The sequence below is a fragment of the Pseudomonas sp. 2VD genome, assembly GCF_005503585.1.
In the GTDB taxonomy this organism is placed as follows: domain Bacteria; phylum Pseudomonadota; class Gammaproteobacteria; order Pseudomonadales; family Pseudomonadaceae; genus Pseudomonas; species Pseudomonas aeruginosa.
The window spans coordinates 1-10,694 of record NZ_SCND01000208.1 but is presented as its reverse complement, the minus strand read 5'-3'; the positions used below and the strand labels follow the sequence as shown (position 1 = coordinate 10,694).

At 68.4% G+C, this 10,694-nt stretch carries 12 protein-coding genes and 1 pseudogene; 8 read left to right on the top strand and 5 right to left on the bottom strand.

Going from position 1 to position 10,694, the window contains the following annotated elements; genetic code table 11:
• Nucleotides 1-124: pseudogene (locus FFS27_RS20740) on the top strand (NAD(P)/FAD-dependent oxidoreductase); the annotation flags it as partial.
• Nucleotides 125-146: 22 nt separating this feature from the next.
• Here the strand turns inward: FFS27_RS20740 and FFS27_RS20735 are convergent.
• The 3 genes from FFS27_RS20735 to FFS27_RS20725 all read right to left on the bottom strand — a co-directional run bounded on the left by FFS27_RS20735 (nucleotide 147) and on the right by FFS27_RS20725 (nucleotide 2,859).
• The gene (locus FFS27_RS20735) at nucleotides 147-1,496 is read right to left on the bottom strand and encodes a DEAD/DEAH box helicase (RefSeq protein WP_021265248.1); all 1,350 of its coding nucleotides are present in this window, start codon (nucleotides 1,494-1,496) and stop codon (nucleotides 147-149) included.
• 77 nt (nucleotides 1,497-1,573) lie between these two features.
• Nucleotides 1,574-2,077 carry a LabA-like NYN domain-containing protein gene (locus tag FFS27_RS20730; protein ID WP_003093104.1) on the bottom strand — a complete coding sequence of 168 codons (504 nt, stop codon included), beginning with the start codon at nucleotides 2,075-2,077 and terminating at the stop codon, nucleotides 1,574-1,576.
• A 65-nt stretch (nucleotides 2,078-2,142) separates the two neighbouring features.
• Nucleotides 2,143-2,859 (bottom strand): DUF2076 domain-containing protein, encoded by a 717-nt coding sequence (locus FFS27_RS20725; protein ID WP_023100826.1) that lies wholly within the window; start codon nucleotides 2,857-2,859, stop codon nucleotides 2,143-2,145.
• 99 nt (nucleotides 2,860-2,958) lie between these two features.
• Between FFS27_RS20725 and FFS27_RS20720 the strand changes: the two genes are divergently transcribed.
• The 4 genes from FFS27_RS20720 (at nucleotide 2,959) to FFS27_RS20705 (ending at nucleotide 6,033) form a co-directional block, all read left to right on the top strand.
• On the top strand, nucleotides 2,959-3,540 hold the full coding sequence (locus FFS27_RS20720) for a cysteine hydrolase family protein (protein WP_003110389.1): 582 nt from the start codon (nucleotides 2,959-2,961) through the stop codon (nucleotides 3,538-3,540).
• Nucleotides 3,541-3,697: 157 nt separating this feature from the next.
• Complete coding sequence (sfnG, locus tag FFS27_RS20715) at nucleotides 3,698-4,792, top strand: dimethylsulfone monooxygenase SfnG (RefSeq protein WP_003093107.1); 1,095 nt, start codon at nucleotides 3,698-3,700, stop codon at nucleotides 4,790-4,792.
• Nucleotides 4,793-4,875: 83 nt separating this feature from the next.
• A complete protein-coding gene (locus FFS27_RS20710; RefSeq protein ID WP_003093108.1) occupies nucleotides 4,876-5,532 on the top strand; it encodes a hypothetical protein in 657 nt (218 codons plus the stop codon).
• Between the two features lie 66 nt (nucleotides 5,533-5,598).
• Complete coding sequence (locus tag FFS27_RS20705) at nucleotides 5,599-6,033, top strand: VOC family protein (RefSeq protein WP_023100825.1); 435 nt, start codon at nucleotides 5,599-5,601, stop codon at nucleotides 6,031-6,033.
• Nucleotides 6,034-6,039: 6 nt separating this feature from the next.
• On the opposite strand, the gene FFS27_RS20700 is transcribed toward FFS27_RS20705, so the two are convergent.
• Entirely contained in the window at nucleotides 6,040-6,876 is an 837-nt protein-coding gene (locus tag FFS27_RS20700) for an SDR family oxidoreductase (RefSeq protein WP_003106828.1), read from the bottom strand.
• Between the two features lie 61 nt (nucleotides 6,877-6,937).
• Between FFS27_RS20700 and FFS27_RS20695 the strand changes: the two genes are divergently transcribed.
• The 3 genes from FFS27_RS20695 to FFS27_RS20685 all read left to right on the top strand — a co-directional run bounded on the left by FFS27_RS20695 (nucleotide 6,938) and on the right by FFS27_RS20685 (nucleotide 9,332).
• Nucleotides 6,938-8,077 (top strand): endonuclease/exonuclease/phosphatase family protein, encoded by a 1,140-nt coding sequence (locus tag FFS27_RS20695; RefSeq protein WP_003106827.1) that lies wholly within the window; start codon nucleotides 6,938-6,940, stop codon nucleotides 8,075-8,077.
• A gap of 89 nt (nucleotides 8,078-8,166) precedes the next feature.
• On the top strand, nucleotides 8,167-8,901 hold the full coding sequence (locus FFS27_RS20690; protein WP_023100824.1) for a substrate-binding periplasmic protein: 735 nt from the start codon (nucleotides 8,167-8,169) through the stop codon (nucleotides 8,899-8,901).
• A 23-nt stretch (nucleotides 8,902-8,924) separates the two neighbouring features.
• Entirely contained in the window at nucleotides 8,925-9,332 is a 408-nt protein-coding gene (locus tag FFS27_RS20685; RefSeq protein WP_003093113.1) for a hypothetical protein, read from the top strand.
• A gap of 10 nt (nucleotides 9,333-9,342) precedes the next feature.
• On the opposite strand, the gene hrpB is transcribed toward FFS27_RS20685, so the two are convergent.
• Nucleotides 9,343-10,694: ATP-dependent helicase HrpB (hrpB, locus tag FFS27_RS20680; RefSeq protein WP_137952178.1), on the bottom strand; the 1,352-nt coding region annotated here is incomplete at its 5' end.

The following is a 10,694-nucleotide window of genomic DNA, read 5'->3' as shown; positions in this document are numbered from 1 at the left end:
GTTCTGCGCCGGGGAAATGCTCGACTGGGAGGCGCCCACCGGCGGCTACCTGTTGACCGCCTGCTTCGCCAGCGGGCGCGTAGCCGGACTCGGCGCGCTGGCCTGGTTGCGCGGCAGGGGCTAGAGGCCAGTACGCCAGCGCCTCGCTATTTGCCGGATGGCCGCTTCTTCGGCTTGCCCGCCGCGCCCGCGCCGAAGCCCGGCGCCTTGCGCACCGCCTTGACCGTCGGCGCGCTGCTGTCGAACCAACTGCCCAAGTGGATCTTGCCGGGCTTGCCGGCGCTCTCCGCAGCCTTGGGTTTCTTCGGCTTCTTCGGTTTCTTCAGCACCACGCCGCCCGGCGCGGTCTGCGGCACCCGGTGTTCCGGCGCGAAGTCGGGCTCCTCGCGGCGCTGCAGGGTCTGCCCGATCAGTGTCTCGATCGCCGCCAGCAGCTCCACTTCGTCGGCGCAGACCAGCGACACCGCCTGGCCGGAGGCACCGGCACGGCCGGTACGGCCGATGCGATGCACGTAGTCCTCGACGACGATCGGCAGGTCGAAGTTGACCACCAGCGGCATTTCCTCGATATCCAGGCCACGCGCGGCCACGTCGGTGGCTACCAGCAGGTCTACCTCGCCGGCCTTGAACCGCTGCAAGGCGCGCAGCCGCGCCGGCTGCGGCTTGTCGCCATGGATCGAGTCGGCGGCGATACCCTGGCGCTGCAACAGTCCGACCAGTTCCTCGACGCTCTTGCGGGTCTTGGCGAAGACCAGCGCCTGGCGCCAGCGATTGGCCTGCAACAGGTGGCAGAACAGCTCGGCCTTGCGCTTCTTGTCCACCGGCACCAGCCATTGCCTGACGCTCTTCGCCGCGGTATTGCGCGGACTGACCTCGATGGACAGCGGGTCGCGCAGCAGTTCACGGGCCAGCGTGCGGATGGCGTCGGAGAAGGTCGCGGAAAACAGCAGGGTCTGGCGCTTGCGCGGCAGCGCGGCGAACAGCTCGTCCAACTCGCGGGCGAAACCGAGGTCGAGCATGCGATCGCCTTCGTCCAGCACCAGCGCCTGGAGCTGGGCGAACTTCACTGCGTTCTGCCGATACAGGTCGAGCAGCCGCCCGGGAGTGGCGACGAGGATATCCACCCCCTTGCGCAGCTTCATCATCTGCGGGTTGATGCTGACCCCACCGTAGGCCACCGCGGTACGCAGCGGCAGGTGCTGGCCGTAGTCGCGAATACTGGCGTGGACCTGCTCGGCCAGTTCGCGGGTCGGAACCAGGACCAGTGCGCGCACCGAGTTGGCAGCGACCTGCGGCCCCTCCAGGGTCAGCCGCTGCAGCAACGGCAGGGCGAAACCGGCGGTCTTGCCGGTGCCGGTCTGTGCTGCGGCGAGCAGGTCGCGGCCCTTGAGCGCCGGGGGTATGGCCTGGACCTGGATCGGCGTAGGCGTGCCGTGGCCGAGCCCTTCGAGGGCCTTGAGCAGGGGGTCGAGCAGACCGAGGGAAGCGAACGTCATGAGCGACTCGGAAAAAAGGAAACGGACGGCATTCTAGCGGATTCGCCGTCTCCCATCGTCCTCTGGAGCGCGGCCGGTCAGCCCTTGAGTAGCAATCCGCCCTCGATCGGCACGTAGCGCGACGCCGCGCGGATCAGCGCGTTGGCGGTCAGGCCAGGCACCCCGTAGGCCGTAGCCACGACGCCGTGGGCGCGGATGACCTTCTCCAGCAGCAGATCGAAGTCGCCGTCACCGGACAGCAGCACCACTTCGTCCACCCGCGGCGCGGCATCCAGTACGTCGATGGTGATGCCGACATCCCAGTCACCCTTGGCCGAGCCGTCGGCACGCTGGATGTAGGGCTTCAGCTTCACCGTGAAACCGAGGTTGCGCAGAATCTGCTGGAACTGCTGCTGACGCGGGTCGCCGCGGTCGATGGCGTAGGCATAGGCCTCGACGATGCTCCCGCCGCGAGCGATGTCTGCCCACAGGGCGGCGTAGTTGAGATGGCAGCCGTAGGCCTGGCGCACGGTGTAGTAGAGGTTCTGCACATCGGCGAAGACAGCGATCTTCTTCGCCGCGGGCGACTCGGGACGACTCAAGGGGAACTCCGGAACGACGGCAGTGGGCCACCATTATCGCAGCCCACGGCCCGCAACCCTAACGGTCAGGTGAACAAATCGTCGTCGCCGAGGAAGCTGGAGTCGTCGTTGAAGTCGCTATCGCTGAAATCGCCATCGGCGAAACCGCCGTCGGTGGGATAGTCGCTATCGGCGAAACGCTCGGTCGCCGGCTCGGGATCGGCAAACTGACTGGCGTCGAGGTTATCCACCGGGACGTCCTGGATCACCTCGACGATTTCCTGCGGTTGGCTGTGGCGGAACATGCCGGTGAGCAGGTCGGCCACCAGCATCCCGCCAGCGACCCCGGCGGCCGTCTGCAACGCGCCGCCGAGAAAACCGCTGGCCCGCGAAGGCGCGGCCGCCGCGGCGGGCGCCATACCCGGACGCATGTCGCCGGCCCCCGCCGCCGGATTGGAGAAACGCGTCTCGCCCCAGCCCGCCGGGCGCCCCGGTTGGCTCGGCGCCGGCTCGTCGCGCGCGCCGCCACCGAACAGGCCGGAGAGGAAGCCGCCGCTGCTCGGACGGCTCTGCTGCAACTGGGCGACCTGCGCCTCGAGTTCCTTCACCCGTTGGTCGAGGCGCTTCAGCGCGGCTTCCTGGATCAGCACCACCTGCGCCATGTAGTACGGCGCCGCCGGCTGCCGCACCAGGTGCTGGTTGATCTGCGCCTCGGCCTCGGCGTCACGCGGAGCGGACTGCCCCTCGGCCTCGCGCAGGCGGCTGAACAGGCCGTCGATCAGGGTTTTCTCATCGGATTTCATCGCACGCCTCGACTGCATTTCGAGAAGGAAGGATGGATTGCACCAAAGGGAAATATTGGAGCACCCTGCACGATCTCAAGTTCCTCCGGTGAATTCCCGATGAATGACCACGCCCAGCGCTCCGCACGGCCCCAGGTCGCCCTGCTGATCGTCGACCTGCAACGCGGCATGCAGCGCGACGACCTGCCGCCGCGCAACAATCCCGGCGCCGAGGCGCGCATCGTCGAACTGCTTGCCGCCTGGCGCGCCGCCGGCTGGCCGGTGGTGCACGTCCGGCACATTTCCCGGCAGCCCGGCTCGCCCTTCGCGCCCGGCCAGCCCGGCGTGGAGTTCCAGCCAGCGCTGGCGCCGCGCGACGACGAGGCGGTGTTCGAGAAGAACGTTCCCGACGCCTTCATCAACAGCGGCCTGCAACGCTGGCTCCATGTCCGCGACATCCGCCAGGTGGCGCTCGTCGGGGTAGCCACGGAGAACTCGGTGGAAGCCAGCGCACGCAGCGCCGGCAACCTCGGCTTCCAGACCTGGGTAGTGGCCGACGCCTGCTTCACCTTCGCCAAGCCCGATTTCCATGGCACCCCGCGCAGCGCCGACGAGGTACATGCGATGGCGTTGGCCAACCTGCACGGCGAGTACGCCGTGGTACTGCGCGCCGCCGAACTGTTGCAGCGCTTGCCGGCCTGACTGTCTGCCGGGCAACAGCGGGACAACAGGGCTGTCCGGCAGAAGACATGCCGGTTCCGCCATATCCCCCATAAGCCATTGATTCGAAAACATGAATCCGGGATGGCACGGTTCCTTCATAGACACCGGACCACGCCCCTACCCGGAGATACCCCCGATGAGCCAAGAGCAACAGCCGATCCGCTTCGCCTACTGGGTCCCCAACGTCAGCGGCGGCCTGGTGGTGAGCAAGATCGAGCAACGCACCAGCTGGGACATCGACTACAACCGCAAGCTGGCCCAGTTGGCGGAACGCAACGGCTTCGACTACGCCCTCTCGCAGATCCGCTTCACCGCCGGCTACGGCGCCGAGTACCAGCACGAGTCGGTGGCCATCAGCCACGCCCTGCTGGCGGCCACCGAGAAGCTCAAGGTGATCGCGGCGATCCTGCCTGGCCCCTGGCATCCTGCGGTGGTGGCCAAGCAACTGGCGACGATCGACCAACTGACCAATGGCCGGGTCGCGGTGAACATCGTCAGCGGCTGGTTCAAGGGAGAGTTCACCGGCATCGGCGAACCCTGGCTGGAGCACGACGAACGCTATCGGCGCTCCGAGGAGTTCATCCGCGTGCTGAAAGGCATCTGGACCGAGGAAAACTTCACCTTCAAGGGCGATTTCTATCGTTTCCACGACTACACCCTGAAACCCAAGCCGATCCAGCAGCCGCACCCGGAAATCTTCCAGGGCGGCAGCTCGCGGGCGGCGCGGGACATGGCCTCGCGCGTGTCCGACTGGTACTTCACCAACGGCAACAGCATCGACGGCATCCGCGCCCAGGTCGAGGACATCCGCGCCAAGGCGGCGGCCAACGGCCATTCGGTCAAGGTCGGAGTGAACGCCTTCATCATTGCCCGCGACACTGAGGAGGAAGCGCGGGCGGTGCTCGACGAGATCATCGCCAAGGCCGACTACGAGGCGGTGAACGCCTTCGGCGACGCGGTGAAACAGGCCGGCAAGGCATCGCCGGAGGGCGATGGCAACTGGGCCAAATCCACCTTCGAAGACCTGGTGCAATACAACGACGGCTTCAAGACCAACCTGATCGGCACGCCACGGCAGATCGCCGAACGTATCGTCGCGCTGAAGGCGGCCGGGGTCGACCTGGTGCTGTCGGCCTTCCTGCACTTCCACGAAGAAGTGGAGTATTTCGGCAAGCACGTGTTGCCGCTGGTCCGCGAACTGGAGCAGGCCCAGGCTCGCGAAGCGGCCTGAACGGCAACGGCGGCCGCCAGGCGTTGGCCTCGGCGGCCGGCTGGGTTAGAGTCGCGGGCTCGTATCCGATCTGCCGACCCGCGATGAATCCTCTGCTGCCGCTGCGTGACGCCTGGTTCTTCTTCACCCGCCACCTGACCACCCTGGTGCCGCTCTGCCTGCCCTGGATATTCCTCGAAAGCCTGCTCCAGCAGCAGATCGACGAGGCCGTCGGCCCCCAGCAGATGGGCGCCTGGAGCCTGGTCGCCGGACTGCTCTTCTACCCGCTCTACACCGCAGCCCTGATCCTGTTCATGGACGCGCGCGGGCGCGACGAGCGGCCTCGCGTCGGCCAGCTGTGGAGCGCCGCGCTGCGCCTGTGGCCAGCCTTCGCGCTACTCGCGGCGCTGACTTCGCTGCTGATCGTGCTCGGCCTGTCGCTGCTGATCCTGCCGGGCATCTTCGTCATGGTGAAGCTGGCCTTCGCCGAATTCTGCCTGGTGCTGCGCGGCCGTAGTCCGCTGCAGGCGCTGCGGGAAAGCTTCGAGTTCACCCGTGGGCGATTCTTCCTGATCCTCGCCTGTTCGCTGGTGATCCTGCTGCCGGTCTGGAGCCTGGAAGCCTGGCTCGCCGATTCGGCCGGCGACGCCGTCGTGCTGCGGGTCGCCCTGCATACGCTCAGCGGGTTCTTCCAGCTGCTGTTGACCATCGTCGCCTTCCGCATCTACAGCCTCGGTCCGGCGCCACGCAACGGGATGTGAACGGCGCCGCGCGCCGATTCGCCGCGCTGGCCTATGCTTGACGAGCCCTGCCTCGAGGAACGGACCATGAGCGACGAATCGGCCAACCCCAGCTGCATTTCCCACCTGTCCATCGGCACCAACGACTTTCCCCGTGCCCGAGCCTTCTACGACACGGTGATGGCCGCCCTAGGCTGCAAGGTGATCCTCGAATACCCCGGCGCCGTAGCCTACGGCAAGCTCTATCCGGAGTTCTGGGTGCAGGCGCCGATCGACGGCCGTCCCGCCAGCGTCGGCAACGGCAGCCACGTCGGCTTCTTCGCCGACAGCAAGGCCCAGGTCGACGCCTTCCACGCCGCGGCCCTGGCCGCCGGCGCAGACGACGAGGGCGCGCCGGGCCCGCGTCCGCTTTACGGCGAGCCCTACTACGGGTGTTTCATCCGCGACCTCGACGGGCACAAGGTCGAGGCCTCCTACTGGGACATGAGCCAGGGCTTCGACGCCCACGACCACGCCCACTGAGCGCCGTCAGGGTTGCGGCTTGAGTCCCGACAGGCGCGGCACCAGCAGCTTTTCGAAGAGACGCGGAAAGAAGCGCGCCAGCAGCCGCGCCCGCCAGTTGACGTTGGACAGCACCAGCAGGCGCCGGCGCCGCGCGGCGCCCTGGAAGATCGCCTCGGCGACCTCCACCGGCGATGCCACCTGGCTGCCCAGCACTTGCACCGGCTGGCGAGTCACCGAGCCATCGCCGACCAGCGCGTTCTTGCGCAGGTCGGTGGCGGTGAATCCCGGGCAGGCCAGGGTCACGCTGACGCCGGTGCCTTCCAGCTCCATCCGCAGGGTATCGAACAGACCGTGCAAGGCATGCTTGCTGGCGTTGTAGGCGCTGCGGTAGAGCAACGGGGCGAAACCGGTCAGCGAACCGAGCACGACGATCTGCCCGCGCCGTTCGAGCAGGCTCGGCAGCGCCGCGCGGGTGCAATGCACGGCGCCGAAGAAGTTCACCGCCATGACCTTGCGGAAAACCCCCAGGCCGGTTTCGGCGAAGGTACCGCGGTGGGTGATGCCGGCGTTGTTGACCAGCACGTCGATGCCGCCGAAGCGCTCCACCGCCAGCGCCACGGCACGCTCCACCGCATCGGCGTCGGCGACGTCGCAGCGCAGGCCGAGCGCCTCGCCGCCGAGGTGGTCGCGCAGGTGCTGGACCAGGCTGTCCAGCGCCGCCTGGTCGAGGTCGAGGATCGCCAGTCGCGCACCGGCCCGGGCGAAACGCAGCGCCAGCGCGCGACCGATGCCGGAACAACCACCACTGACCAGCACCACCTTGTGGCGGTAGGCCTGGCTGCTGAATACCTTGCGCGGCATGCGATACCCTCCCGCTCGAAAAAACGCGAACCCTTGCGTCAATTCGACCGGCAAGGGTGAAATGCGCGGCGGCAAGCTCTATGCTCTGGTCCTTTCCAGCATAGTCTCGATTGCGATGTCACTGCCCCGTCTACGCAACCTGCTGTTCGTCGGCCTGCTCCTGCTGGTCGGCGGTGCCCTGCTCGCCAGCTACCTGCTGAGCTGGCAACCCGCCGATCGCGAAGCCGCGCCCCTGCATTGCCAGGGCGCCGCGCCGGCGCTGAAGCCGGGGCAGGCCCTGAAGGTGATGACCTGGAACATCCAGTACCTGGCCGGCAAGCGCTACGTCTTCTGGGACGACCTGCCGGATGCCACCGGCCCGGACCAGCGCCCCACCGCCGAAGACCTGGCGTTCACCCTCGACGAGGTGGTCCGGGTGATCCGCGACGAGCAGCCGGACCTGGTCCTGCTCCAGGAGATCGACGACGGCTCCAGCGCCACCGACGATCAGGACCAACTGGCGCTGATCCAGGAGCGCATCAACGATCTCTACCATTGCAGCGCCCAGGCCTACGAGTGGAAGTCGGCCTTCGTGCCGACGCCGCACATCTTCGGCAGCGTCGGCCGCAAGCAGGCCACCCTGAGCCGCTATCGCATCGATAGCGCCGAGCGGCGCCAGTTGCCGCCACGCGACGGCGGGCTGTTCGACCGCCTGTTCGGACCGCGCCCGGCGATCCTGGTCAGCCACCTGCCGATCGACGGCGGCGGCGAGCTGGCAGTGCTCAACGCCCGCTTCGACCGCCCGCAGGCGAACGACGACACCCTCGAGCGCCAGGTCGAGACCACCCGTACGCTGCTCGACGAACTGCAGGCCAGGCGCACGCCCTGGCTGCTCGGCGGCGACCTCAACCTGCTGCCGCCCGGCCAGTATCCCTACCTGCTGGCGCCGCTGCGCGCGCCCTACCGGGAAGACAGCGAACTGGCCATCCTGAGCGGGCGCTTCCCGATGGTGCCGTCGCTGGAAGAGGCCAGTGGCGTCGACCAGGTTCGCTGGTACACGCACTTCCCCAACGACCCACGGGTCCAGGGGCCGGATCGGACCCTCGACTACCTGTTCCACAGCCCCTCGCTGACCCGTCTCGATGCCCGGGTCCGGCGCAGCGATACGCTGCAGATCTCCAACCACCTGCCGCTCGCCGCGCGCTTCCTGCTGCCCCATTGACCGGGCGCGCGCCGGGCTGGACAAGCGGCCCGGCGCGCCGCATGCTTCGCCCCCATTCATAACAACAAAAAACGGCAAGGCCGCACACCATGCCCCTACGCACCACAACGCCCCTGCTCGCGCTGCTGGCGTTCGCCCTGCTGGCCGCCCCGCAGCTCCATGCGCAGGACGCAAGGCCGTCGTTGAACGTCGGCTACTACGAATTCCCCCCCTACATCTATACCGCCCGGGATGGCCACGCCGCCGGTTCCGGCGCCCGCCTGGTCCGCCTGCTGCTGGAGCGGGCCGGCTATCGTCCGGCGTTCCGTGCCCTGCCCAGCGCGCGCCTGTACCTGGGGCTGCAGGACGGCAGAGTGGCGCTGTGGGCCGGCGCGGCCAAGCCGGAGCTGGCCGCCGACACCCTCCAGGCGCGGCGCGTGCTCGGCCACGTCAGCCTGAACCTGTACTACCCGGCGCACCAGCCGGCACCGCGGGTTCCCCAGGACCTGGCCGGACGCCGGCTGATCCTGATCAGCGGCTACAGCTACTGGAAACCGGTCACCGACTTCATCCAGGACCCCAACCTGCACCTGCGCCTGTACCGCACCGGCACCCACCACGCTGCCTTGCGCATGCTCGAACTCGGGCGCGGCGACTACCTGCTCGACTACCAGGCGCCGGTGGAAGCGGCCAGCCGCCAGGCGTTGGCAAGCCAGGAACTGTACCGCCTGCCGCTGCGGATGATCGTCTCGCGCCACATTCCCGGCGCCGAAGCGCTGCGCGACCGCCTAGACCAGGCCTACGACCAGTTGCGGAGCGACGGCGCCGACCTGTCCCTGCTGTGAACCGACCCCGGAGGAGGAGCCCGATGCATACCGCCATCCCCTGCTGCACGATCAACGGCGAACAGCCCGCCCTGCGCGGACAGGTCTGCCAGTCGCTGCTGATCCAGGAATGGTGGTGGGAAGGCCGTCCGGCCGATCCGGTGAACGTGGTCTACCTGCAGTTCGAGCAACGCTGGTATCGCCTCTACTTCGAGGGCGAGACGGTGTTCTGGCGCAGCGGCGAAGCGCCGCGGCCCTGCGAGAACGACGAAGGCCCGGGCGAGTACCGCCTGCACGACCTCGGCCGGCAGCGCGGCCTGGTCGGTGTGCGCCTGCTGGCCCTGGAGTTCGTCCTCAACGGCCCGACCCTGGACAGCCACTTCGACTTCGCCGACGGCCAGCGCCTGAGTTTCCGGCACTTCCTCGACGACGACCTGACCCGGGTGCTCTGAGCGCCGTCGACTACTTGCGTGGCTTGGCCCGGGCAGTGGCCTCGGCCACCAGCGGGTCGTCCGGCCAATAATGCTTCGGATAGCGTCCCTTCAGGTCCTTCCTGACTTCCGCATAGGTGCTGCGCCAGAAGTTCGCCAGGTCCTGGGTCACCTGCACCGGGCGATGCGCGGGAGACAGCAGGTGCAGCTTCACTGCCAGGCGGCCCTGGGCGATGCGCGGAGTGTCGCCGAGGCCGAACAGTTCCTGCAGGCGCACCGCGAGGATCGGCGGGGTTTCGCTGTAGTCCAGGCGGATGCGCGAGCCGGAGGGGACTTCCAGGGTTTTCGGTGCCCACTCGTCGAGACGCTGCGGTAATGGCCAGGGCAACAGCCCGGCGAGGATCGAAGCCAGGTCGAGGTTGGCGAAGTGAGCCAGGCGGGTGACCTTGCCGAGATAGGCCGGCAACCATTCCTCCAGCCGTTCCAGCAACGCGGCGTCGCTGACGTCCGGCCACTCGCTCTCACCCTTGTCTTCCAGGTCCAGCCGGCGCAGCAAGCCGATGCGCGCCTGCCACTGGCGCAGTTCCGGGGTCCAGGGCAACAACTCCAGGCCCTTGCGCCGGACCAGGCCGAGCAGCGCCTGGCTGCGCGCCGCTTCGTCGAGGCCGGGTAGCGCCTCGCTGGACAGCACCAGTTCGCCGACCCGGCGCTGGCGCTCGGCGCGCAGCACGCCTTCGCGCTCGTCCCACTGCAGCTCGTCGCGCTGGCTGACCTGCTCCGCCAGGACCGTATCGAACAACCTCGGATCGAGTTCGGCGGCCAGGTAGATCCGCTCTTCGCGCTGGCCCTGGCGGCTGCCCAGATCGGCGATCACCAGCCAGGGCTGCTTCATCAGGCTGTCCGGTTCGCCGAACTGCGCAGCGCGTCCATTGGCCAGCCGGTAGTCGCCGCCACCGGCGCGGCGCTGGCGAGCGATGCGGTCGGGATAGGCAAAGGCCAGCAGGCAACCCAGCCAACGCGGATGACCGGGATCGACGACCGCCTCGCTGGCGGCGCCGCGCAGGTAACCGCGGAACTGCCGGGCCAGTTGCCGGGCGCGCTGTACCGCGCCGCGCGAGGCGCCAGTGCGGGCCTCACCGGCGAGCAGGGCGAGACGGCTGTGCAGGTCGGCGCCGCCGCCACGCTGTATGTCACGTTCGCCGAGCAGCGCCGCTACGTCGCAAGCCAGTTCGCCAAGGCCGAGGGCCTGGCCGCGCAGCAGCAGGTGGGCAATGCGCGGATGGGTCGGCAATTCGGCCATCGCCTGGCCATGGGCACTCAACGCGCCGCTGGCGTTCAGCGCCCCCAGCCGCCCGAGCAGCTCGCGGTCCTGGGCGTAGGCCG

Bases quoted from the DNA above. Each gene is read 5' to 3' on its own strand.
- FFS27_RS20735 (WP_021265248.1), bottom strand. From the start codon at position 1,496: ATGACGTTCGCTTCCCTCGGTCTGCTCGACCCCCTGCTCAAGGCCCTC.
- FFS27_RS20725 (WP_023100826.1), bottom strand. From the start codon at position 2,859: ATGAAATCCGATGAGAAAACCCTGATCGACGGCCTGTTCAGCCGCCTG.
- FFS27_RS20720 (WP_003110389.1), top strand. From the start codon at position 2,959: ATGAATGACCACGCCCAGCGCTCCGCACGGCCCCAGGTCGCCCTGCTG.
- sfnG (WP_003093107.1), top strand. From the start codon at position 3,698: ATGAGCCAAGAGCAACAGCCGATCCGCTTCGCCTACTGGGTCCCCAAC.
- FFS27_RS20710 (WP_003093108.1), top strand. From the start codon at position 4,876: ATGAATCCTCTGCTGCCGCTGCGTGACGCCTGGTTCTTCTTCACCCGC.
- FFS27_RS20705 (WP_023100825.1), top strand. From the start codon at position 5,599: ATGAGCGACGAATCGGCCAACCCCAGCTGCATTTCCCACCTGTCCATC.
- FFS27_RS20700 (WP_003106828.1), bottom strand. From the start codon at position 6,876: ATGCCGCGCAAGGTATTCAGCAGCCAGGCCTACCGCCACAAGGTGGTG.
- FFS27_RS20695 (WP_003106827.1), top strand. From the start codon at position 6,938: ATGCGCGGCGGCAAGCTCTATGCTCTGGTCCTTTCCAGCATAGTCTCG.
- FFS27_RS20690 (WP_023100824.1), top strand. From the start codon at position 8,167: ATGCCCCTACGCACCACAACGCCCCTGCTCGCGCTGCTGGCGTTCGCC.
- FFS27_RS20685 (WP_003093113.1), top strand. From the start codon at position 8,925: ATGCATACCGCCATCCCCTGCTGCACGATCAACGGCGAACAGCCCGCC.